At 60.1% G+C, this 23172-nt stretch carries 18 protein-coding genes; 1 reads left to right on the top strand and 17 read right to left on the bottom strand.

What is annotated here, in order from left to right:
- Positions 1–89 precede the first annotated feature (89 nt).
- Positions 90–1334: a methionine gamma-lyase gene (locus FIV39_RS13235; RefSeq protein WP_090405516.1), complete on the top strand. Its 1245-nt coding sequence runs from the start codon at positions 90–92 to the stop codon at positions 1332–1334.
- Positions 1335–1410: 76 nt separating this feature from the next.
- Here the strand turns inward: FIV39_RS13235 and FIV39_RS13230 are convergent, their stop codons facing one another.
- From FIV39_RS13230 to FIV39_RS13150, 17 genes are all read right to left on the bottom strand, one after another.
- Positions 1411–2508 (bottom strand): OmpA family protein, encoded by a 1098-nt coding sequence (locus FIV39_RS13230; protein WP_090405519.1) that lies wholly within the window; start codon positions 2506–2508, stop codon positions 1411–1413.
- A gap of 23 nt (positions 2509–2531) precedes the next feature.
- Positions 2532–2972, bottom strand: a complete 441-nt coding sequence (gene tssE, locus FIV39_RS13225) for a type VI secretion system baseplate subunit TssE (RefSeq protein ID WP_090405522.1) — start codon at positions 2970–2972, stop codon at positions 2532–2534.
- A gap of 3 nt (positions 2973–2975) precedes the next feature.
- Positions 2976–3512 carry a type VI secretion system lipoprotein TssJ gene (tssJ, locus tag FIV39_RS13220; RefSeq protein WP_090405525.1) on the bottom strand — a complete coding sequence of 179 codons (537 nt, stop codon included), beginning with the start codon at positions 3510–3512 and terminating at the stop codon, positions 2976–2978.
- Positions 3493–4590, bottom strand: a complete 1098-nt coding sequence (gene tssG / locus FIV39_RS13215) for a type VI secretion system baseplate subunit TssG (protein WP_090405528.1) — start codon at positions 4588–4590, stop codon at positions 3493–3495. The genes tssJ and tssG overlap by 20 nt, the downstream gene beginning before the upstream one ends.
- Positions 4554–6323 (bottom strand): type VI secretion system baseplate subunit TssF, encoded by a 1770-nt coding sequence (gene tssF, locus FIV39_RS13210; protein ID WP_090405530.1) that lies wholly within the window; start codon positions 6321–6323, stop codon positions 4554–4556. The genes tssG and tssF overlap by 37 nt, the downstream gene beginning before the upstream one ends.
- Positions 6324–6347: 24 nt before the next feature.
- Complete coding sequence (gene tssA / locus FIV39_RS13205) at positions 6348–7934, bottom strand: type VI secretion system protein TssA (RefSeq protein WP_090405533.1); 1587 nt, start codon at positions 7932–7934, stop codon at positions 6348–6350.
- Positions 7931–11287, bottom strand: a complete 3357-nt coding sequence (locus FIV39_RS13200) for an ImcF-related family protein (protein WP_244176354.1) — start codon at positions 11285–11287, stop codon at positions 7931–7933. The genes tssA and FIV39_RS13200 overlap by 4 nt, the downstream gene beginning before the upstream one ends.
- The gene (locus FIV39_RS13195) at positions 11274–12290 is read right to left on the bottom strand and encodes a hypothetical protein (RefSeq protein ID WP_090410037.1); all 1017 of its coding nucleotides are present in this window, start codon (positions 12288–12290) and stop codon (positions 11274–11276) included. The genes FIV39_RS13200 and FIV39_RS13195 overlap by 14 nt, the downstream gene beginning before the upstream one ends.
- 107 nt (positions 12291–12397) lie before the next feature.
- Complete coding sequence (locus FIV39_RS13190; RefSeq protein ID WP_090405536.1) at positions 12398–12661, bottom strand: PAAR domain-containing protein; 264 nt, start codon at positions 12659–12661, stop codon at positions 12398–12400.
- Positions 12661–15006 carry a T6SS phospholipase effector Tle1-like catalytic domain-containing protein gene (locus FIV39_RS13185; RefSeq protein ID WP_090405539.1) on the bottom strand — a complete coding sequence of 782 codons (2346 nt, stop codon included), beginning with the start codon at positions 15004–15006 and terminating at the stop codon, positions 12661–12663. The genes FIV39_RS13190 and FIV39_RS13185 overlap by 1 nt, the downstream gene beginning before the upstream one ends.
- Positions 14994–15503 (bottom strand): DUF3304 domain-containing protein, encoded by a 510-nt coding sequence (locus FIV39_RS13180; protein ID WP_090405547.1) that lies wholly within the window; start codon positions 15501–15503, stop codon positions 14994–14996. The genes FIV39_RS13185 and FIV39_RS13180 overlap by 13 nt, the downstream gene beginning before the upstream one ends.
- Before the next feature lie 133 nt (positions 15504–15636).
- Entirely contained in the window at positions 15637–16158 is a 522-nt protein-coding gene (locus tag FIV39_RS13175) for a DUF3304 domain-containing protein (protein ID WP_090410039.1), read from the bottom strand.
- A gap of 55 nt (positions 16159–16213) precedes the next feature.
- Positions 16214–16642 carry a YceK/YidQ family lipoprotein gene (locus tag FIV39_RS13170; RefSeq protein WP_143513887.1) on the bottom strand — a complete coding sequence of 143 codons (429 nt, stop codon included), beginning with the start codon at positions 16640–16642 and terminating at the stop codon, positions 16214–16216.
- Between the two features lie 71 nt (positions 16643–16713).
- Positions 16714–17469: a DUF4123 domain-containing protein gene (locus FIV39_RS13165; RefSeq protein WP_090405552.1), complete on the bottom strand. Its 756-nt coding sequence runs from the start codon at positions 17467–17469 to the stop codon at positions 16714–16716.
- Positions 17470–17478: 9 nt separating this feature from the next.
- On the bottom strand, positions 17479–19857 hold the full coding sequence (locus tag FIV39_RS13160; protein ID WP_090405555.1) for a type VI secretion system Vgr family protein: 2379 nt from the start codon (positions 19855–19857) through the stop codon (positions 17479–17481).
- 2 nt (positions 19858–19859) lie between these two features.
- Entirely contained in the window at positions 19860–22526 is a 2667-nt protein-coding gene (gene tssH, locus FIV39_RS13155; RefSeq protein ID WP_090405557.1) for a type VI secretion system ATPase TssH, read from the bottom strand.
- 136 nt (positions 22527–22662) lie between these two features.
- A complete protein-coding gene (locus FIV39_RS13150; RefSeq protein ID WP_053135395.1) occupies positions 22663–23154 on the bottom strand; it encodes an Hcp family type VI secretion system effector in 492 nt (163 codons plus the stop codon).
- Between the last annotated feature and the right edge of the window lie 18 nt (positions 23155–23172).

Here is a 23172-nt window from a genome sequence, read left to right as displayed (position 1 = left end):
CATCCCGGGACAGGGAATTTGTCGGCAAAGTTTGGAACATCCAGCCGTGATTATAAGCATAGCATTGTAGGAAATAAGGAGCGCCCGACATGAACAATAAACACACTGCATTCGGCTTTTCCACCCGTGCCATCCACCACGGCTACGACCCCAAGGACCACCATGGCGCGCTCGTGCCGCCGATCTACCTGTCGGCCACCTTTGCGTTCCCCACTGCCGAATACGGCGCCGCCTGTTTTGCCGGTGAGGCCAGCGGTCATTTCTATACGCGCATTTCCAACCCGACCCTGGCGCTCCTGGAATCACGCATGGCCACCCTGGAAAACGGCGAGGCAGCGGTAGCGTTCAGTTCCGGCATGGGCGCGATTGCCGCGACATTCTGGACCCTGCTGCGCCCAGGCGATGAGGTGATCGTCAGCCAGACGCTCTACGGCTGCACCTTCGCCCTGCTGCATCACGGTATCGGCGAGTTCGGCATCAAGGTGCGCCACGTCGACCTCACCGACCTGGCCGCCCTGCAAGCGGCGCTCAGCCCCGCCACCCGCATGATCTACTGCGAGACCCCGGCCAACCCCAACCTGCAACTGGTGGACATCGCCGCCGTGGCCGCCCTCGCCCATCAACAGCCGAACGTCACCGTGGTGGTCGATAACACCTACTGCACGCCTTACCTGCAACGTCCCCTGGAACTGGGCGCCGATGTGGTGGTGCACTCGGCCACCAAATACCTCAGCGGTCATGGCGACATCACCGCCGGTATTGCCGTCAGCAACCAGGCCCTGGCCCAGCGCATTCGCCTGCAAGGCCTCAAGGACTTGACCGGTGCGGTGATGTCGCCCCAGGACGCTTCGCTGTTGATGCGCGGCCTCAAGACCCTGGCCCTGCGCATGGACCGCCATTGCAGCAACGCCCAGGCCGTGGCCGAAGCCCTACAGGCGCATGCGGCCGTGGAGTGGGTGACGTATCCGGGGCTGCGCAGCTTCGCGCAATACGAATTGGCGGCGCGGCAGATGAGCCAGGCCGGCGGCATGATCGCCTTCGAACTCAAGGGCGGGATCGACACCGGTCGACGCTTCATGAATGCCCTCAAACTGTTCACCCGCGCCGTCAGCCTGGGCGACGCCGAGTCACTGGCCCAGCACCCGGCGAGCATGACCCATAGCACCTACACCCCTGAAGAACGCGCGCACCATGGCATCAGCGAAGGGCTGGTGCGTTTATCGGTCGGGCTTGAGGACGTTGCCGACCTGTTGGCAGACGTGCAGCAAGCGTTGGCCAAGTGCACCGGCGTCGTGCCACGCCAAACGGTGATGGCGGTACATGCCGCAAGATAAGGCTCAGGTTCGGGGTTGTCCTCTCCCACACGGGCACACTGCCGATCAACGAAAGAGGCAACTGGGAGAGTTCAATTCATTGCGCAGCCAATGTGACGTTTTCACACGCCCCGACCTGCGGCACCAGATGAATATCAACACGGCGGTTGGCCGCACGTCCTGCCTCTGTGCCATTGCTGGCGAGTGGCTGATTGGCCGCAAACCCCTGCACGGCAAAGCAACTGTCGGCAATGCTGCCCATGCGTTGCATCCAGTCGCGTACCGCAGAAGCTCGGGCGTGGGACAGAGCCAGGTTCTGCTCCACAGAGCCGGTGGCATCGGTATGCCCGGCAATAACGATCAGCCAGCCCGGTTGCGCCTTGATGCCGACCAGGGCATTGATCAACACCTTGGTCGAATCCGGTTTCAGCATTGCGCTGCCAGCATCGAACAGCGACAGGCTGTCCAGTCGCACCGGTTCAGGCAGGAGGATTTCACGGTCTGGAATCACCCACCACGCTCGCCAACCGATCCCCGCAAACAAGGCAACGCTAAGCCCCACGACTGAAAGCCACAGCACCCGACGATGCCGTCGCGGTTGCGTTTCAGGGGGTGGCAGGATCACGACAGGTGTCACCCATGCCGGAGCCATCACCCTCAACGGCACCGGCAGCGTTTCGCTGGATGAACAAAGCTGTTCCAAGCGAAGGCCGACCTGTTGTCGCAACGCCTGGAGTATCAGCAACGGACCGTGAGGCAACAAGCGCGCTCGCAACCTGGCCAACGCGGTGTGCAGTTGAGCCAGCACGGGACCGCTGTACGCCAGAATTGGCGCGCGGCGCAGCAACACCTGCAGTTGATCGAACAGCCACCCCAACAAGTCCAGACGCGTGGATTCCATTGGAGGCCATACGTGTGACCATTCGCTGGCAAGCGCCTCGATGAGTGCAACGCCTTGGGCCATCCCTTCCACGCCGTGGCGTTGGGCACACGCCAGGGTGTAAACGCACGCGGTCTGCAGGTCTGCGCCATTCTGCTCGAACAGCCTCAAGCACCATTGTTCGACCTGCACCCAATCCACATCCGGGCAGGCGGGATGGCTAAGCTTGGCCAACTCATTGCGCAAGGCCATGAACTCGCTGAAACCGCGCGGATCACCGCCGACTTGAATACGCATTTCAAACACTGTCGTCATCGGGTTTCCCTTCCGTTATCGGTTCAAGGCATGGACAGGTACTGTTGCTGCTTCAAGTGGCGCACCAGCACCTTGCCCTCGGGGCCCAGCGTGGTACCGAAGTTCACCCGTTGCCCATCTTTCAATTGCACGTCCAGGGCATATTCCAGATGCCCCGGCAGGGTCTGGGGCAGCAGTTCGATGGCCACCGCCGCCAGACGCGGTTCGTACCTGAGCAAGGTGGCGGTCATGGTGCTGATCAAGCCATGGGCCGTGGCGGGAAGACCTTGCAGGATCAGGCCCATGTCCGGCAGCCCGTAATCCGGTAGATGGCTAAGCGCGCCCGCGCGGCTGTTGAGGATGCGTTGCAAGTTGTCCAGCACGGACAGGGTGTGCTGGTCCTCCTCGCTGACGCGATGCAGCTCCAGCTCACCCTCAAAGTTCTGCAGCAGCATTTCGTAGAGTGAAGGATTCTTCTCGGTCATGACTCATTCCTTCGCCAGGGGCCGCAGAGTCAGGCGGCTGTCTCCCAGTTCGATCACCCGCGCCCGATCCGGGTCCAGGTCGTCACGCGCCAAGGTCAGACGCCACGTGTTCAGCCGAGTATCGGGGTTGCGGAACAAGGCCACCACCGTGACGAACTGCGCATCCTTGTCCATGGGCACATTCAGTTGCGCACCCTCCTGCGGTTTCACCACCACCGAGCGTTTGTCCAGCAACGCGCTCGCCAGCAGTTGATCGTCATCGCCCAGCAACCCTTCATAGGTCGCCAGCTCCACCGTCTTGTTGTCGCGCAGTTGGTAAACCCGGATCAAGGTCGGTACCGAAAACGCGCTCATGTCGGTGGCCTGGGTGTTCAGAGCCGTGCGCGCGCTTAAATCCAGGTGCAGGATTTTGACCTGCTTGTAGAAGATTGCTTTCGTGGTGGACGCCGCGCCGTCCGCCACGGTCTGGGCCAAGCCACAACCCGCGAGCGGCAGTGCGGTCGCCACCCACATCAATAACTTAAAAACGGTACGCGACATGCTGTGTCTCCCTGTTTCGGGGATTAATCGAAAGGCCCTGGTAGCGGCCGAGGTTGATCGTGAGGGTGTCGCCCTCCACCACCCGCCAGGCATCGCCGCCCAAGCCGAGGACAGCGGTCATGCCGAGCCGGACTGGCGCGTGCCCCAGTACCGGTACAGGCAGGCTGCGCACCGGCAACGACAGCTGCAGTTTCGCGGTGCAACGCCACCCCAGGTAAACGCGCAGCAGCACCAGCAAATCGCGGTGCAACTCGCCATCGGGAAGCCAGCCACGAGCTTGCCGGGTGTCGTCGGTATAGAGCATCAGGCGCAACTGGCTGTTGGCGTCCTGGCCGACGCAGCCCAGCGGCGTGCCCTGGGACAAGCTCACGGGACGTTGCCGGGAAAGACTGGCCGGGTGCGCCAACGCAATGCGCTGCGGCCAATGCCCAGTCACCTGCGCCTGGGTCTCAGGGGCCAGCAATTTGACCAGCGCCAGGATGCCTTCGGCGTTACGCGTGGGCAGGCGCATCACACTGAGCAAGGCCAGAAAACGCGAGACCGGCGTGGCCACCTGCCGGGCAGTGCCCGGAATGCCCAGGCCGATCAGGCCCAATAGGCATTGCGAAGTCGCGTCGGTACCACCGGCCTCGAACGTTGCCGGGTAGGAGTACTTGCGCCAGATCCGGTAAAGCTGAGTGAAAATCCGATGATTGAACATATCCAGGAAGGCTTCCAACGCTGCATGCCCTTCGCGACGTTGCGTGATGTCATCCAGAAACACCGTCGGCATCGGCGAGTCGACCCCGTACAAACCGAGCAGACGAGTGCGTACCGTCGCCGGACGCTCCGGGCGCGCCTCATCGGTTTCGATCGACTTCAACTCGCTGGCCGGAAACCCCATGCCTGGATCGGGCCGAAAGCGCACGGCATCATCGGCGGGGTGCGCAGTGCTGCCCAAAGGCGGATGCCCGGGTAAGGCCTGTTCCAACAGCTGGCAAAACCGGTACAGATTGGCCTCGGCCACTTGCGGCTGCAGGGCGCCCAGCAAACCGACGGCTTTCAGCCGGGAATACGCTGACTGTGGTTCTCGTTCCATCGCAGGCACTTTCCAGTAGGTTGCAGAATCAGCGTGAGCTGGGTGTACACATGAATGTCGGCATACAGCGCAAAGAAACGGTTGAGCATTTCGCCGAACAGGCTGATGTCGCCCTCCCCTGAAAAGCCATTGGCGTCCAGGGTGATTTCGATATCCACCCCGCGCAGCAAGAAGCCTTTTTCGAAACGCTGAACCAGGTGATGCCTGACCTCGACAATCGCGGCCAGGCGACGACGATTGAGCTCGCTGTCAGTCCAGTCATAGAGTGCGAGCGTCCCTCTCAGTACTTCGGCATCGCCCAGCATCGGCAGGAAATTCGACCCCAGGTGGCTGAGTACCCGCCAGTGAAAGCGGTCGCGGCTCGGCGGGTAACAGGGCAAGGTCGGTGCGCACAGGTTACGCACGCGCAAAGAGGCTTGAGTGGACTGCACCGCGGTATCGAGCATCGTGCTTTGCAGCGCCTTGCGCGGTAGCTGACCGTGAGTACCGGTCAGTCGCAACGACAGGTTTTCCTGCGCAAGCAAGCGGTCTTTGTCGAAGCCCTCGCCCCCCAGGATCAACCAGGTGTCATGCAAGCCATTCGCCGCGCGCTTCAGACGCGTATGGAAGTAACGTTCCGGCGCCTCATCGCGCAGCATGCCGCCCTTGTGGCGAAAGCTGGTGAACGGCACGTAGTCCTGGCGCTCGCCGTTTCTCGATGCAGTCACGCGGTCAACGGAATAGATCTCCATATGCCCGTCCTGCAAGCGCATGGGGCGCAGCAGGTAGTCGGTTTGCAACGGCACCAGGCTCAACGGGTCAGCCTCCAGCGGGAACAGGTTGATCACTGGCACGGTGTGCAGGCGAATATGCTCGCGGGTCAAGTCGAAGACAGAGGGCCAGGGTTCACGCAACACCACCTCCAGCTCAAACCAGTCAATGCCGGGAACAGGCTTCAATTGCTCCAAACCACACAGGGTCACGAACATGAATTTTTCGCGGAAGCTGAAATACTCCAGCAATAGCTGATAACCGCTGAAAGCGCTGTCACCCTTGGGCCACAGCCGGTCCTCTTCACCAAAACCCTTGGGTGCAAAATGCCCGCTGAATGGCTGGCGTTCGGTCTGGCCGGCCCAGCGCACATACAACGTCTGGGTGTTGAGAGTCAGCGCCTGATGCAATGCACTGGCCAGGGGCGCATCGGCATTCAGGTACAGAGGCAGGCGGCTGAGGTCGATCTCGCTCCAGTCAGTCAATGCTCCGCAGGCAAAGCGCAGGCGCAACACAGAGCGACCGTCCGGTTCGAAGTCCCGTCCAACCGAGGCCAGCGCCAACGGCCGCAGGATCAGATCCTGGGTGGTGGTGTAGCGGCAACGGGTGCGTTGTGGCCCGATGGGTTGCGACAGCACTTCAAAACCCTGGGCGATCAACTCGCTGCCTTTCATCTGCGCCAGTTCCGGTTCCAGCTCGACCACCGACAGCGACGGGATGGTGCGCAGGTAGTGCGGCCATAGCAGGCTGACCAGCCCTTCGGTCAGCTCCGGCAGATCATCGTCGAGTTTCTCCCGCAGGCGCCCCATCAGGAACGCGAAGCCTTCGAACAGGCGCTCCACATACGGGTCCTGCGCGCCTGGCTTGTCGAGGTTGAGCTGCGCGGCCCGGTCCGGGAACGCCTCTGCGAACTCCTTGCCGGCCTCGCGCAGGTAGCGCATTTCGGCGTCGAAGTAGTGCAGCGTCAAATTGTCCATGCTCACAGAAAAACTCCTGGTGTATGAGGGTTAGCCGCAGAGCACTGCGGCGCGTACCGGGTCGATGGCCACCAGTGACGCCAGCAAGGTTTCCATGCGCCGCGCCAGGGAGGGTTTGTCCGCGTCGTTGCGCTGGGCTTTCACCCGCAAGAGCTTGAGCAGGCGCGCCTTGACCTCGAAATTCAGCTCGGGCTCCCATTCGGCCAAGGCCTGGCGTTGCGCGGCGGCGTCCAGCTCCCCAAGCAGGTGGATGGCCAGGTCGCTCTTGCCATACTGTTCGGCCACCCGCGCCATCAGCAGACGCAGCAGCCAGCGTTGGCGACCAGTGTGGATACCGGGGCGTGCGGCCAGCCAGGCGAGCGCCTGATCCACGCCGTCGCTGTCCGCCTGGGCGATGGCCTCGCCTTCCAGCGACAGGACGTCGCCGTCGTCTGCAGCAGCAGTCACCGACGTGACGGGCAGCCACTGCTGGGGTTGGTTGCCGCTGACGTGCTGGCCGATCCATTCGCGGGTGGTTTCGTCGGCGAAAGGGCTACCGTCGCTCCAACACAACATCTCCAGCCCCGGCAGGCGTTCGAGAAACATGCCCAGGTCACGCTTGGCAATATCGGCCCAGCGGTCCTGGGGCGCGGGTTGTTTGCTCAAGGCCTGATACAGGTACCATTGCAGGTCCAGCCAGAAATGGTTCACCCCTTCGGCATAGATCCGCTCAACCTGATCGAGCAACTCCGTCCAGTTCTGTTGCAGGTACAACCGCTTGAGCTGTGCCCGATACTCACCCCTTGGCGGTGCCAGGCGCGTGTGGTTGTTTGCCTCTTGAGGCGGTGTTTGATGCACCGTGTCCCAGCGCAAGCTCTTCATCAGACGGTGCGCCGCCAGCCACCCCAAGGGTTGCTCGCGCAGGTAAACAGCCAAGGCCCGACCGCTGTCCAGCAGGTCGCGCCCGGACTTGATCGGCGTGACGGGCGATGCATTGGCTTGCATTGACGACTCGTGGCTGGCGGTGTTCTGCGGCACCAGTGCCTCCATCCCGCCGGACTGTGCCAGCCGCGCGGACAAGGCCGCATACAGCGGTTCCAGGTTCGGCCGCTGCGCCTGAGGCCACGTACTCAGCCCACGCTCAAGCCAGGCAAGCGCCGCAGCGGTGCGCTCGGCTTCGGCCTTGACCACCTCCGGGTACAGCAGCAGTGTGTCCAGCACCTTGCTGCTGGCCAACCACTCCAGGGCCATCTTGCGGCTTTGGGGCCGGGCAGGCAGCACCGCTTCGGCAAAGCGCTCAATCAACGCCGCCAGCAGGCTAAGGCCATCGGCCAACCCGACTTCGCCCTCCTTGTGCAAGCGCGCCCAAAGGTAGTAAGTGGCGACGCGCAAGTCCTTACAGGTGTGGATGAGCAGTTTCTGCGCCAGGTGGGCGACCTGCCCGGCATCGGCACCGGAGAGCTTGCTGACCTCTTCGCGCATGCGCTGGAAGTCATCGTCGTAACCGGGGTCTTCGCCGACGGGGAAATCGGCGCTGATGGGTTGCAGCCAGGGTTGCCAGTGGTCGGCCTGTTCGTGGGCGACGCAGAGTGCATCGCGGGTGCCGAGGCATCGGGTGATCAAGGTGTGCAGGCTCATTGGGAACTTCCATTTTGTGCAAAGGCTGCTTGGGTGTCGTGCTCGTTGAGGAATATCTGTTGCGGCAACTTGAAGCCCCTCAACTTGAGCAACGCCAACGGTCCCGCATCCAATTCCGTGCGCAGGTGCCAGGTCAGGTTCAAGCCATCCGGCGCCTTGAGCAGCAGGCGATAACGGCTGTGACCATCGTCCAACGGCGCGACCTGGGCGTTTTCCAGCCAGCGGATCAGGCCCCAGGTGCCGGGGTAGTCGCCAAACAAACGCTCGCCGGCCCGCACGCTGGTCCAGCTCAGGCTCACCCCGGGGTAGTCGCTGTGGCCCGGCCAGTGGAAGCGCTGCCAGCTTTCCTTCTGGTTGAAGTACTGATGCCGCTCGCCGTTGAGGATGAAGGTGGTCTGCACCACATCGCGCACGGCTTTGCCTTGCAGCTCGAAACTCAGCCCCATGCCGCCGTCGGTGTAGAGCACATCGGCGAGGTCGCTGAGTTGGTTGATGGCGCTGAGAAACTGCGGGTTGAAGCGCAGGCCCTGACTGTGGCGTGGATCGGCGACCCACTGGCGGCCTTCCTTGCGCAACACGCCGCTCAATTGCCGCTGTAGAAACTGCTCGATGCGCCCGGAATCCGCGCGGATCATCTGCCCCAACATCGGCAACGACGCGTCGCTGGCCGTGGCCGCAAACGGGTAGCGGCTGGCGAAGGCCGCGTCCCACTGGCTGACGATGGAGCGCTGCCACTGGCTGTTCAGGCCGGCAGCGGACGGTTGCAACACCCGCTGCCAGGCCTGCTCCAATGGCTGCACGAACAGCGTCTGCGCCGCCCCGCTCCACTGCGCGCCCAAACTGGCGGCCAGCAGGCTGCCGTAGGCCTGGGTGTCGGTGAGGTCGATACGGCGGCCTTGAAACACGGTTTGCGCCAGGGCCTGGGTCATTTCCAGCGGGTCGGCGGCGGTGCTGACTTGCTGGAGTTTTAAACGTACCCGTGTCACCCGGGTGAGGAAGGCCTGGAGGCTCAGGTCGTCGTTGTTGTTCTTGTCCAGCAGTGCCAACAGTGGGCCGAAGGTCGGATCCAGCGGGCCCTTAGGTTCGTGCACCGGAATGTTGTCCTGGTCGATCAGCTTTTGCGCGGACCTCACCAGCGAGTCGGCCAAGGCCTGGGGTCGAGTGCCGGCCTGGGCTTGATAGGCCACGGTATTCATCAGCGCGATCAGCGGCGATTGACGCGCATCGCTTATCAGCGTCAGTTGGTCGATTGACTCGTCAAGACTCGCGGCCGGCTGCCAGCGCAGGCTGTTGAGCAGGTCCAGCCAGGCGCTAGCGTAGTCCTGAAAGTAGCGCTCGGTTAGCCTTTCGCGAAGCTGGTCCGGGCTCAATCGGGTGTCGATGTCGCCGGGTTTGTCGCTGAGTACCCAGTCGATTTCCTCGCGGCGGGCGTCGGCGATGTCATCGATGGCTTGGCGAACCTGACCCTCCCAGGCCTGACGGGTGAAGACGCCGGGCACGCTGGCGTCGCTGGAAAACAGTGCAAAGGCATCGGTGTCGCCGACCAGTTGCTGCAGGTCCAGGGCCGGGTAGTGATTGGCGGTGTCATCGAGCAACTGTTGGTACAGGTTGGCCTCGGCATTACGCTGGCCCAGTTGGCCGAGCAGGACCTGCCGCACTTGCGCGACCAGCCGCGCATCGGGCTCGATGCGCCAGACGGGGTTGGCGGCCAGGTGTTCGCCATAGAACTGCCAAAGCGTGGGCGCCAAGGTTTGCCAGAGGCCCGGCGCTACACCTGGGCGGGAGGCTTCGACGTTGCCCAGGGTTTTGACCAGGAGCGTGGCATCGGTTTTGTCCGGACGGGCCAGCATCAGGTAGGCCTTGAGCTGATCGTAGGTCTGCCGGGCGCGTTCGGCACGCTCGGGATGGTCCGGTTGCAGTTTGACCAGCGCGTTGAGTTGCTGATGAAGCTGGGCGGCGGCCGGGTCGCGGATCAGGCGGTTGTTGGCCTCGACGTAGCGCGGCCACACCGTGTCCAGCAGCGCCGGGTTTTGATTCAGGCCGAAGCGCTGGTACCACGGCGCACCGTGTTGGACGCGGTCATCCAGGCGCGCTAATTCGTGGACCAGTTCGTTGAGGGCTTGGAGCTGTTCGTCCGCGTGGGAAGCGTGCTGCAACGCCTCAATTGAAGCGTGCACCTGTTGGATCTGCGCACGGTTGCTGATGAAAGACAGCAGCAGCCCTGCGCTCCAGAGCATGGCCAAACCGAGGGCCAGCGCGTAGCCGATGCGGGGCGCACTCCAGCCGAATCGACGCTGGTTGAGGGGCTTGTCATCGAGAACACCCTGCCAGGCAGCATCAACCGGCCAGAAATGTTCGGGCATGTTTTTGATCGGCAGCACCGGCAGACTGAACCACACCCCACGCAACGGCACCCCAGCGGCAAACTCGCCAGCCAGGGGCGCCAGGGTGTGACGCCAACGCGCAATGCCCTCGCCTTGCAGATCCCGCGACAGGCGCAGCAGGAAGTCATGGGTCATGACCGCGTTCATCTGCGCCAGGCCCTCGCGGCGCAAAGGCTCCAGTAAACGCGTCAGAGCGGTTTCCAAGACGGCTGCCGTAAAGCGCGCGGGCAATTGGCAACCGACCGGTTGCGCCTGACGGCCTGCCTGGTGCCATGGGCTGTCGCAGACCTGCCACAGGTGCAAAGGCAACTGCCAGCCAAGACGGTTGGCCAGGCTTTGCAACCGATGCACACCCGCGCCCATCGCGGCATCGTCGGCGACTTGGGTTTTGTTCAGCGCCCAGACCACGCCGTCCAACGCACGCCAGCGGCTCAGGCCTTTCCATTGTTCGGAGAATGATTGATCCAACGCCGCCTGGGCACTGCCGCCCCAGAGCAGGACGGTGCCTTGGCCTTCCAGCCAGAAGAGCTTGGTCAAGGTTGGGGCGAGGGCTTCGATTTCGGTGGGTTCGCCGATGACCAGTAGCAGGCGGGTTTTGTGGCGCCAGAAGAGGCCGTGGCGACGACGCAAATGGACGCGCAGCTTGCCTACCACTGATGCATCTGGCGATTTGGATGGGCTCACTGGCGGGGTCGGTACTTCAACGGCCAGACTCACCAGCCGCAGCGCCTGGCGAACCGCCAAACGGTCCCAGGCCAGCAGGATAACCGGGCAGAACCAGCAGAGTGCAAACCACACCCCCAAGCTCAACATCGCTAACCGCTTGATCGAAATCTTCGGCCAGCCCAGGTAACCGCTACACAAGTCATAGAGCAGAGCTCCCAGCAGCACCAGGAGCGTCATGATCAGCAAATAGCCCAATGCTACGCGCACCAAAGAGCCCTTTCCCACGTCCTTAATGTTTGCCATAAGGCATCGCCACTCCCATCGCTAATCGCTTGTTTCCATCCTGGCTCAGCCAACCACATGGCTGACCCGCCTCCCCTGCCTGCAGCAATGCCAGGGACATCCCGATAAACGGCGCCAGATCCGCCAGCACGCCCCATTGCCCAGCCAACTGATGCTCGACCGCCGACCAGCCGCCTGCCAAAAATCCTTGCTGGCTGGTGCTATCCAAGGCCAGGCAATGAGTCGGCGGTGCATCCAACGCCGCATAACGCTGCACCTGCGCGCACACCTCGGCGGGCGACTCGCTTGCCAGGTATTCACCACGATGCAACAACTGCCGCCCCTGCCAACTTACCCGCCAGGCAAAACCCGCCTCCCCTGGTAGATCTCCCTCTTCGGCGTGCGCCACCGACGCCACTCCGGCGCACAACAGCCAGTCGTTCTCGCCACGAAAATCGCGGTAGAAGGTATCGATCAGGTCATCCAGATCAGCCAGGTTGTGCAAGGGCAAACGCGCCTCAGGCAATGCCACTTCCGCACGGGCCAACGTCTCCACGAACGCGGCATGGCTGCTCTCATCCCCTACCCAGGCAATCGCCCGCAACTGCGGCCAACACTCCGACCGGTTCGGGAGTGCCAAGGTTAAACGCGCGAGATGCCTCGCCAGCGCAGGCTCACGCGCGGTGGTCAAGCTCAACGACAAGGGGCAACGCAACAGCGGCTGCGTAGTACCGGGTAGCGCCGAAGGGATCGCCAGCGGGAGGTCGCTCATCATGTTCAGGTAATGGGTTTGCACGTCGCCTGCCGGCCCCAGCAACACCACATCCTGCACCGGCAACCCCAGGCAACGTCGCCGCCACCACACCTCGGCAGCCGCTTGCCGTGTGCGCAAGTACACCTTGCGATTGAACAGTTCGATCTGCCACGCCAGTACGCGCAACGCCAACACCAGTGCCCAGCCCAGCGGCAGCACCGCACTCCAAAGCCACCGTTGTAAACTGGGTTGTTCATGGGGCCATAGCATCAGCAATACCACCGTTTGCAAGCCAAACAGCAGCCCGAACCCGAGCCACCAACGGCGCCAGCGTGGCTCGCCCGGCTCGATAAAATCTGGATACCCAGGGGGACGGTTCATGGCGCAACAATCATCGAGCTGGCCGACAGGCTGCTGACCAACTCGCAACCACAGGCGCAACGATGACCGTGCAGCGCCACCGGTTTGCCGTCCATGGTGGAACCTGAAGTGCCTTCGGCGATGTGGGTCATGCCATGCAGATTGCAGCGGGCTTGATCATCCACACAGGCCACCGGTTTACCGAAGGCCTCGTAGTGCCCTTCCAGGACTTCGCCACCAAAGGGCTGCAGTGCGTCACCCACGCGTACGAGAGGCAGCATCAGATCACCCCACCATCGAATTCGAACAAACTGCCGGCCTTGCGCAACATGGCGCTGGTCTGCTCGATGCGTTGCAGGTAATCATCCTGTGCAATCTGGCGTTTGAGCTCGGCCGCCACCTGACCCACATGCGCGGTTGGTTGCAGGAGTTGCTCGGCGCCCGGCAAGAATGGCAGCACCACGCCGCGTGCCTTGTCGATGACCTGATAACCGATGGTCGCCCCGCCGATAGCGACAGCCAACCCACCCAGCCCACCCGCCACGCCTTTTCGCTTGATACCGTATACCGTCGCCCCGGCCAGCATCGCCACACCCAGCACCCGGCCGGCCACCACCACTGGCGAGAGATCCCGACTGTTGTCGTTGCCGAAATAGGTCATGCGATAAAAGAAGTAACCCGCCCACATCTCCCGGGTTTTCAGTGTGTCGTACATGAACCATGCACGTGAGTCGTGTACCTGGTCATCGAACAACGCCACCAGCAAGGCCATATCGGGATCAGCACTGGGCGTGCCTTGGCTGTCACGGAACAGCTGCCCGCTGCGGCGCTTGCCCTCTGCGCTGAGGGCCGCGTGATCCTTGGCTTCATCATCCTCATTGAGCAGATAGACCGCATCGCGCAGCCACACATCGGTGACGGTGCCGGCCAGGCTGGTTTGCTCACGTTTCCTGCCCAGGTAATCAGACTTGAACTCAGCCGCGGCCTGGCTGAGCTGGGTCTGGTCGATCTGGGGTTCATAGATCGGTGGGCCGGGGAACTGAGGGTTAGTCACGCGTGCTTTTGCAGCGTTTACCTTGGTTTTTTCATATTGCTTGCGGTCATGATCTTGCCGGTAAGGCGCCGCCTCGTTGGCCTGGGTGAAGAATGGCTGGCGCTTGAAACTGTCGTCGTCATCTTGCTCGTCATTGACATAACGACCAATGCGCCAGCCCGTGATCCAACCCAGTTGATCGGCCAGGGTTTCTTCTACAGTGGTGTTGAGACGTTGCGGGGTGTACTCCCAAGCGGGTGTGCTGGTTGATTTGTCGGCGGCGATGTTTGGGAGGGTTTTGTTTCGCCAGGCGTTGAAGCGTTCGATTATGAGGGGGCTGATATCAAATTCCGTATTAGTCGCCTCAGACATAACGCGCCATAGCCGCTGAGTAAGCAGCGTCTTCGGCAATACGGCCTCAGGTACCTGCAACGGCGCACCCGCCGCAAAAGCAGCGGCATACAAATCATGTAGGGCAATCTGAGAAACCAACTCTTGGGTACCGCCACGGGCTTTACCCTGATCATTCTTCGGGTATCCGCCGCCCACGTCAGAATGTACGCCGGGGTAGACCACTTCATAAGTATTTTCCGGGTAGCTACCGTCCTCGTTACGGATAGAGTCCAACGGGAAACACGAGCGCTGCTCAAAGCCCGCGACAAAATGCCGACAACACTTGACCAGCTTCGGAAAACGCTGCGCATCCGGCAGCAACTGGCTGTCGTCAGCCCAATCCATATGCCCGGCAAAAAAAGGTGCCGCATGGGCAATGCCCACCGAGGCCACGGTGTCCAGTACGCCGAGAAACTCGACGCTGACGGGCAAGCCGATCAGGCTTTGCTCGGGCAGCGTTGCTCCAGGCGGGGTGTCGAACAACTGGCTCAACCAGGTCACAAAGGTACGGGCTTCGGCTGCTCCCCGTGAAAAGCCATACACAAACAGTTTGACGCCCAACACGCGAGGCTTGGCAAACTCCGTTTTGCCCTGCAACGTGGCTAAAAAACTGTTTATCGTCCGTCGGCGATTACCCCGCCCCAGCGCACTCATCAGCGGAGCCTTCCAGGTGCTCATGGCGTCGACCATGGTTTTGGCAACGGCGTTATCTATTTCTTTTTTATTGTTAAGTGCAAATGACAGTGCGCTGGCTACCTGCACCAATGCCCAATTGATGCGATCTTCACCTCCTGTTGCATATTGAAGCCCACTTTCGCTGTAGTCCAACTCGCCAATTTCAGGAAACGGGGTGCCGACACCTGGCATGTAATAAGAAAAATAACCGCATTTCTCTGCATTTCTACCTCTCAGCGATGCATGGAACAGCTTAGCGATATTGCTAGGGTGATTTTTCTTGGTGTCGTTATCTTCATTATTATTAGTACCATCAAAAAACAGACTAATGTGCAAGCTATGGCAACATTCAGAATGCCGCTTTTGCCCTCTTGCATTGACACCTTGACGAAAAAAATCCTCCTCAAAGGTTTGTTTTTTATAGTTATCAGAAACGTCCGATATTTTTGTCGAAAAACGGCCTTCCAATGGAAAATCTGGAGGCCCCCAAACATTATCATTTCTCTCTTTTTTTATTGTGGACATACAGAGGGCTCCTTCATCTCAAGAGGTTCTTTGATCGGATTATTGGGTGACCCATACCCCCAGCAAGAAGTGGTGACCTTAATCTGACTACAAACCAAAAAATGCACTTTTAAACCACAAGACTCAGTACCTGACCACTCAGGAATATCAACTACAACTTTATTACGCCGATAATTATCTTTGTGTTTAGCTTGAGCGGCTCGATAACCATCCGTTCCTAACGGGGGCCATTTTGAATATGCAAAAGGATCCGGATCAACCTCCCACTCGATATTGGCTTTTAACCCAGGCCGCCACTTAATCGGCATGCTGATGCAACAGGATCGCCCTCCACCCCCATCGGCCCTATAACCATTCACCGACAACCAGTTGATCCCATTCAATGTATGATTAACCGCCTGTATATTCCCACCCGCCATTTCATTATCGGCAGAAGAACATCCAAACAACGCCAGTCCAAAAAAGGCGTACACACCTCGCCTTAGTATTCTCATCATTATTAATTTCACAACCTGCAACCCCTTGAGTCAATGCAGACACGATAAAAAATGCCTATTCAAACTTCACTCTCATGCATCCTACAAAGCAGCCAAACATATCGACCAACCTATTTTTGAGTCGAACCAGCTCTTACTTAGGACATACGTCTGGCTCCTTCATATCGAGAGGTTCCTTGATAGGATTATTGGGCGAGCCATAACCCCAGCAAGAAGTTGTAACCTTGATTTGATTACAGACCAAAAAATGTACTTTCAAACCACAAGACTCAGTACCTGACCACTCTGGAATATCCACTGCAGTGCTATGGCGTTGAAACCGCCCCTCATGTTCAACCCATGCTTCTTCATCAAATCCATACTCTATTGTTTTTCGTTTTATTTTAGCAAAAGGATCCGGGTCAACCTCCCACTCGATATTGGCTTTCAACCCAGGCCGCCATTTAATCGGCATAACAATGCAGCATGAACTTCCCCCACCACCATGCGCCCTATAGCCATTGACCGAAAACCAATTAATTGCACCCAACGTGTGGTTAACTGCCCGTATATTCCCTGCCGCCATTTCATTATCGGCAGAGGAACATCCGAGTAACGACACTCCAAAAAAACCGTATAGGCTTCGCAACAGCATCCTTCTTATTGATAAACCCATAACCTGAAACCTCCGCTGCGCAAGAAAATTTATCGCACCTGTACGTTGCATCGCCTCACAACTGGTAATTACTTCCACCCGAACAGAACGACACATCAAGGTCCAACTTCCTGAGTTCGGCCTCATCCGGGCCACCCTCGTTGCGGCAATACTTATCGCGAAAATAACTATTGAGTTCCCGCTCCCATGCAAGTTTGTTTTGATGGTCGCTATACAGCATCACGGTATCGACCACAAAATCTGCCGGCATGCTGAGCACAGTAGCAAAAGGGCACACCACGCTTAGATAACAAAACATGGGGGTATAGTCGTAGCCACCGCGCCCCTTCAATGTCAGCAGCCGCCAGTCATATTGAACGCCGAGATAGTAATAGCCCGACTGCCCATAAGATTTAGACTGCTCACCTCGTTCCATGAGTGTTCCGCAGCCAGCAACAGTGGTTAGCAGGCCAAACAATATGATCAACGCCAACCGTTTAAGCACACCCACTTCTCGTCTGGAAAAGAATTCAGCATTCCGAATACGCTGTGTATCCGATGGTATGGATTTGAATCTCACAATCCCCCCCTTACGTATTCAGTTAAATCACCAAAATAATTGTCCTCATTTGCTTGCACGACAAACGCGAACAACGTGGCGAAACTTGACTCCTGGTTTGTTTCCAAGTGATCAAAATTCCCGCCCACCAGCAGGTTCTGCGCCTCACTAATACAACCGATCAAATCGCATTGCTGATCACTGAGGTCCATGGCCGAGCCAACTTGAACATGCTCCTCGTGCATCTGGCAGTTACCTTGCAGCCAATGCGGCTGTTCGTCCCTGTCCAGCCAGCCCCAATAGCTCGCGAGCCTCAAATATTCGGCGCGCTGCTCCTGCGTGAGGATCCGGTTCATTAACAACGGAAAGATGCGCGGGTCGTAATAGCGCAACAGACCCGCCTGACCACCCCACTTGATTTGCAAGAGGACTTGTAGAGCACGGCTCAGGGCATCAAACGATAACGGTGAGATCAGCACCAGCAAGCGAGCATCGGTGGCGCACTGGGTTATCAGCTCTTCAAACCAGGCTTTATGTTTCCACTGCGCAAGATCCAAGCGCATTAACAAAGGCGCCTGTTCCAGGAGTTTTTCTTCCGGCGTGCCGCTGAACAATGAGAACCATGGAACGTCTGGTCTCAGCATTTTCATCGCAGGGATAGCGCAGTTGTCCCAGGCGGTTTGGTCGAGCAATACGTCAACGTGTTGTATGCCGACTCTGGCACCTACCCGCTCGATCTGTTCTTGCCATTCTGTTGGCGTTGCCATCTTCATGCTCCCCTCTCAATCTTCGCGCATCAGTAAACCGGCGGCCTTGTTGCGCGCCCGTTCAAGGCACTCCTGACAGACCGACCGCGGTAATTCAGGCATCGGAAAACCCTGGCTCGCCGGTTTCTCCCAGACGTGCTGCCCCTTGAGGTTGAGCTGGCCGGGGCTATGGATATCGATGGCGCCACTGGCTGTAATGCGGATGTAACCCCCACCACACCCCAGGGTGATGCCCTTCTTGGCCGTCAATTGCAGGTGACCTTGCACGGTCTGCAGGGCGATATCGTGCTGGGCGATCAGCTTCATCACGTCGCCGTGGGATTCGATTTCCAGGGGGCCCTTTCCGGAAACCAGGCGCATGCCTTCTTGCTGGGCCAATAGCGAGATGGCCTGGTTCGCGTGTATAGACAGGCGTTCGGCAGCGGCCAGGTTGATCTCGTCGTCACTTTGCACGTAGAGCGCTTCACCGCTTTTGAGCAGCAGGCTCGCAGGCGTCACCGCGCCAATGCCGTTGGGAGCGCTGAGCAGCATGGCCGGAGCGCGCAAATCTTTTGCATCGGCCTGAAACTGGTCCAGGCCCTCGGTGTTGGGGCGGCGGCTGTGGTGGGCCTGGGCAATTGTCTGCCATTCGGCCAGCTGTGCTTTCGCACCTTGGACGAGGGCATTGGCCGGCTCCATGTTCAGTACATCACCCATGGCTTTCGCCTGTTCATCAGCACTGATAAACAAGCCCTTGCCCCCCCGAATCGCGCCCCAACCATCGGTGCGCAACTCAAACCCTTCCCCGCGCTTTTTCTTCTTGCCATCCACCAGATGCCCAAGATTCAGCTGACTCTTGCCACTGTGCTCGGTACTCAGCTTGACGTGCTCCTGCCCCCGCGTGTCGTCCATGCGCAGCTTGTTGTTCGCCGGGGTGCGCAGGACGTTGCGTTTGTAGTTGCGCAAGGTCACGTGGTCGACGTGCTGGCTGTCGTGCAGGGCGTGGGCGATGTAGGGGCGGTCGGGGTCGCCTTGTTCGAAGGCCACCGCCACTTCGGTGCCGGCAATCAGCGGCAGGTGCAGGCCGTGGGTGTCGCCGGCGTAGGGTCGGGCGAGGCGTAGCCAGAGGCTTTCTTGACCCAGCGTCCACGTGTCGCGATCGAACAGGAAACTCACCCGGTAGCGCCCCTCCAGGTCGATATTGGCGTAGGGGTCGTTGGCCAGGTTGCTGGTGACGCGGGCGGGGATACTGCCGGCGATCAGGGGTTTGTTCTTGAGCTCTGGACGAAAGCACACGCTTTCCGAATAGGGGATAGCCTCGAAGGTGGCGATGAAACTGCTGTCACGGGCGGCGGTGGTTGTGAGGCCGGTGATCACCGCTCCAGGTGTAAAAGCGTGGGGCGCGCCGCCGCTGACGTTGAGTACCTGGCCCGGCGCCAGGGTGGCGCTGCTGGTGATGCCGTTGAGTTGGGTCTGATCGTTGAGGTAGCGTTCGTGGCGCAGGCGCGCGTAGAAGTAGCCGCTTTCGCTGAGCAGGTCTTCGTCCTGATCCAGTCGGTCGCCGAGGGCGGTGTAGGGTTCGGCGTAGTGGTAGGCCTCGCCGTAGGTGGTTTTGGCGCCGCGGGTCTGGTCGATGTCGCCGCTCAGGTGCGCATGGACTTCGCGGTGGTGGTAGGCGCGAAAATGTACCTGTTGCTCGACCACCTGATGGTTCGATTGCAGGTGCCACACGCAGTCCTGGTCGCTGCTGCTGAGGCCGGATTGCGGGCGGTATGGCAGTTCGACGTTGAACTGGTAGAGGCGTTGATCGTCGCAAAATTCGACCACGTCAATGCGCAGGCGCTCGTCGCTGGTGAAGCGGTACCAGATGCCCACCTCGGCCAGCAGGCGGGTGATGAAAGCCAGGTCGCTTTCGCCGTATTGCATGACCTGTTCGCGCTTGGGGTAGTCGCGTTTGAGGCTGAAGAGAAAGTCCTGGCCTTCAAAGGCGTGGCGGCTGCGCAGGATGCTTTCGACGATCTGCGGCACCGATTGGTGCTGGTAGATGCGGAACTGGCGACCGCGCGCGAGCAGGGCCAGGCGTGGTTGCATGGTGATTGCATAACTGGCCTGGTCGTTGGAGCCGGACTGGCGCTTGAAGCGGGTGACCACACCATGCAGGGTGCGCAGGGGTTTGATGGGGGGTGGCGGCAAACCTAACAGGGGCAGCTTTTTCGGCGGGGCGTGCAGGCTGAAACGGGCGTCTTTACCGAGCAGGGTTTCGGCGGCGAGGTCGCGTTCGGTGCTGGTGAATTCGATGTGATAGGCGAAGGGTTCGCTTAGGCGTTCCTGGCCTTCGAAGGCCAGGACGTCAAGGTGGGCGTTGACGTTGTGAACGCTCAGGGTGTGTCGGCTGTGATCGAAGAAAGTCAGCATGTTCACACCTCCGAGGCGACGGACTGAACCGTGTCTTGAACATCGTCGAAGTGCAGGCTGATACCGTCATCGGCGCTATAACCGAGGCGCACGCGATAGGTGCGCTGCTGCGCGGCTCGACGCTCCAACAGTTGTTGGCTGAGTACCGGAAGGATCTGTTCGTTGAGCAGGCTGTCGATGTTGCGTGCGCCCGAGTCGGGCAGCAGGCAGGCGGCAACCAGCGCGTCATTCAGGGCGTCGTCGATCTGGCAATCGAGGCCGTAATGGCGTTGCAGGCGTTTGGCGACCTGGGCCAGCTTGATGGCCACGATGCGCTTGAGTGCATCGGCTTGCAGCGGGCGATAGATGAGGGTCTGAAAGCGTGCCAGCAGCGCCGGCTGGAAGTGGTCGAGCAGGATCGGCCGCAGCTGTTCGTGCAGCACGCTGTCCGATGCGTCGGGTTGCTCCTGCACACAGGTGTGCAGCAGGTCGCTGCCGAGGTTGGAGGTCATCAGAATGACGGTGTTGCGAAAGTCGATCTCGCGGCCTTCACCGTCGCGCATAAAGCCGCGATCAAAGACCTGATAAAACAGATTGAGCACGTCGCGATGAGCCTTTTCCACTTCGTCGAGCAGCACAACGCTGTAGGGCCGTTGGCGCACCGCTTCGGTTAAAACTCCGCCTTGGCCGTAGCCGACGTAGCCGGGTGGCGAGCCTTTGAGCTGGCTGACGGTGTGGGCTTCCTGGTACTCGGAAAAGTTGAGGGTGATCAGCGATTTTTCGCCACCGAACAGGCTGTCGGCCAGGGCCAGGGCTGTTTCGGTCTTGCCTACGCCACTGGTACCAACCAGCAGGAACACTCCTAGCGGCGCCTTGTCATCGGTAAGCCCGGTTTTGGCCGCACGCAGGCGCTGGGACATGGCGTTCAGTGCCGACGCCTGGCCAATAACGCGCGCCGCCAATTGCTGTTCCAGCATCAGCAGGTTGGCCTGCTCGTCCTTGAGCAGGCTGCCCAGCGGCACACCGGTCCAGTCGGCGATGACTTCCGCCACGCTGCGCGCGTCCACATCCAGCGACAGCAGCGGTTGTTTGCCCTGGATGTCGCCCAACTGCCGTTGCAGTTGCGCGCAGGTCTCGCGCTGCGGTGGCTGTGCCTGGCGCGCATCAATCAGTTGGTGAGTGAGGTCAAGTTCCTGTCGATATTGCTGTTCCAGATCGAGGGACTGCCGTTGCAAATCGGCGTGTTGGGCGGCTATCACCGTCAGGCGATCATCGGCCTCCTGGCCGCCCAGTCGCTGATCCTGTTCCAGCGCTTGGCCCTCCAGTTCCAGGGCCATTTGCCGGGCGCTCAGGCGGGTCAGTACCTGCGGCTCACAGTCCAGGCTCATGCGCACGCGGGCACTGGCGGTGTCCAGCAGGTCGACCGCTTTGTCGGGCAGTTGCCGACCGCTCAGGTAGCGTCGCGACAGGCTGACCGCAGCCTGCACCGCCGTATCCTGGATATGCACGCCGTGATGGATGGCGTAGCGCGCCTTGAGGCCTCGCAGCATCAGGCACGCATTAGTGTCATCCGGCTCATCGACCTTGACCCGTTGGAAGCGCCGTTCCAGGGCGGCATCGCGCTCGAAATACTGTTTGTATTCGCTCCAGGTGGTCGCGGCGATGGTGCGCAATTCACCACGGGCCAGGGCCGGCTTGAGCAGGTTGGCCGCATCGGCACCGCCGGCCTGGTTGCCGGCGCCGATCAGGGTATGGGCCTCATCGATAAACAACAGCACCGGTTTTTCGGATTGCTGTACGGCGTCGATCACGTTTTTCAGGCGTTGTTCGAATTCACCCTTAACCCCTGCCCCAGCTTGTAACAAGCCCAGGTCCAGGGTGCGCACACAGACCGATTTGAGGCTGTCCGGCACCTTGCCTTGGGCAATGTTCAGGGCCAAGCCTTCAACCAGTGCGGTTTTGCCGACGCCGGGATCCCCCACCAGGATCGGATTGTTCTTGCGTCGGCGGCTGAGGATGTCGATAACCTGGCGAATTTCGTCGTCGCGGCCAAATACCGGGTCGATCTGCCCTTGCGCCGCCTGCGCGGTGAGGTCGTGGGTGAATCTGTCCAACACAGCCAGCAACGCATCCTCCTGGCTGACGCCGGATGGGAGCATGGCGAGTTCACTGGAAGGTTCGGCGGCACTGCCTGATGGAACAGACGCTTGCGTCTCTGGACGCTCTTCGGATGTTTGATCCAACAGTGCCGCGAGACGCTGCAACTGCACCTGACTGAGGCTGAGCAGCGGCCACGCGGCTTCACACGCCAGCAGGCCCGGCGTTTCCATCAGCGCGCTCAAAAGGTGTACGGAGCGCAGGCTGTCGTTGTTGTCGTCCAGCGAGGCAAGCATCCAGGCATTTTTGATCAGTTGCTGCAGCGGCTCCGACAACTGCGGCTTGCTTTGCACGCTGTGGGGCAACTGATCGATGTGCTCCAGCAACCCGTACCACAGCGTCTCCAGATTCCACTCGTAACGACGCGCAATCACGGTCAGGTCACCGTCGCCCTGCCCCAGCAACTTGAGCAGCCAGTGCTCAATGGTGATCTGCGCATGTGCACGGTTCTGGCACAACGAAGCCGCCGCACTTAACGCCTGTGCGCAATAGGGGTTGAGACGGCGAAGCAAGCGGGTGGAATTCGGTGCCATACGGTTGCGTCCTTGTTCGAAGGGCTAGGTGAATGGGTTTTCAACTCGATGTGATTGGCTGAACGCCCGCGAACGGACGCTCAACCCAGCACACCGGGAGCCGGCAGGCGAAAACCCGCCTGCGGCTCCAAATGCATCAAGCGCTTTGGCGTTCATTCCAGGAATCGGAGTGAATGATGTTGCCGTCCTTGTAGGTCCAGGTGACCTTCTCGTAGCGCAACTCAATCTGTTCCAGGTGGTTGTGCTTCTCTTTGCTGGAGTCTTTGACGTCGTGCATTTTCGGCGCGACTTTCACCACCTTGACGTTTTCCAGCTTGGTGATGAAGTACTCGACTTCCTGCCCTGCATCGTCGATGCGGTACCACTTGAACTCGGCACTCTTGAGGGTCTGCCCGGTGGTCACCGCCTTGTAGAGGTAGGGACTGGATGCATCGATTTCCTTGGAGAACAGAAATGGGGTGTGAACCCGCGCGCCGGTCAACTTTCCGGTGTTGTTGTCGGTGGGGATGTACAGGCTGTGGTCCTGGGCGACCACCTCGATACTGCCCACACGCTTATCGACATTCACCGAACCTTTGATTTCGGCACCACCATCGTCTTGCAGCCAGAGGTAAACGGGAATTGCCATGTGAAGCTCCTTTTCTCG

The sequence above is a fragment of the Pseudomonas grimontii genome, assembly GCF_007858185.1.
GTDB classification, from domain to species: Bacteria; Pseudomonadota; Gammaproteobacteria; order Pseudomonadales; family Pseudomonadaceae; genus Aquipseudomonas; species Aquipseudomonas grimontii.
This window is presented reverse-complemented; position numbering and strand designations above follow the sequence as displayed.

Coding starts and splice junctions, on each gene's coding strand:
- tssH (WP_090405557.1), bottom strand. CDS start 22,526: ATGGCACCGAATTCCACCCGCTTGCTTCGCCGTCTCAACCCCTATTGC.
- tssJ (WP_090405525.1), bottom strand. CDS start 3,512: ATGTCGCGTACCGTTTTTAAGTTATTGATGTGGGTGGCGACCGCACTG.
- FIV39_RS13185 (WP_090405539.1), bottom strand. CDS start 15,006: ATGTCCACAATAAAAAAAGAGAGAAATGATAATGTTTGGGGGCCTCCA.
- tssG (WP_090405528.1), bottom strand. CDS start 4,590: ATGGAACGAGAACCACAGTCAGCGTATTCCCGGCTGAAAGCCGTCGGT.
- tssA (WP_090405533.1), bottom strand. CDS start 7,934: ATGAGCCTGCACACCTTGATCACCCGATGCCTCGGCACCCGCGATGCA.
- FIV39_RS13160 (WP_090405555.1), bottom strand. CDS start 19,857: ATGCTGACTTTCTTCGATCACAGCCGACACACCCTGAGCGTTCACAAC.
- FIV39_RS13195 (WP_090410037.1), bottom strand. CDS start 12,290: ATGCTATGGCCCCATGAACAACCCAGTTTACAACGGTGGCTTTGGAGT.
- FIV39_RS13200 (WP_244176354.1), bottom strand. CDS start 11,287: ATGGCAAACATTAAGGACGTGGGAAAGGGCTCTTTGGTGCGCGTAGCA.
- FIV39_RS13190 (WP_090405536.1), bottom strand. CDS start 12,661: ATGCTGCCTCTCGTACGCGTGGGTGACGCACTGCAGCCCTTTGGTGGC.
- FIV39_RS13235 (WP_090405516.1), top strand. CDS start 90: ATGAACAATAAACACACTGCATTCGGCTTTTCCACCCGTGCCATCCAC.
- FIV39_RS13180 (WP_090405547.1), bottom strand. CDS start 15,503: ATGATGAGAATACTAAGGCGAGGTGTGTACGCCTTTTTTGGACTGGCG.
- tssE (WP_090405522.1), bottom strand. CDS start 2,972: ATGACCGAGAAGAATCCTTCACTCTACGAAATGCTGCTGCAGAACTTT.
- FIV39_RS13165 (WP_090405552.1), bottom strand. CDS start 17,469: ATGAAGATGGCAACGCCAACAGAATGGCAAGAACAGATCGAGCGGGTA.
- FIV39_RS13175 (WP_090410039.1), bottom strand. CDS start 16,158: ATGGGTTTATCAATAAGAAGGATGCTGTTGCGAAGCCTATACGGTTTT.
- FIV39_RS13150 (WP_053135395.1), bottom strand. CDS start 23,154: ATGGCAATTCCCGTTTACCTCTGGCTGCAAGACGATGGTGGTGCCGAA.
- FIV39_RS13230 (WP_090405519.1), bottom strand. CDS start 2,508: ATGACGACAGTGTTTGAAATGCGTATTCAAGTCGGCGGTGATCCGCGC.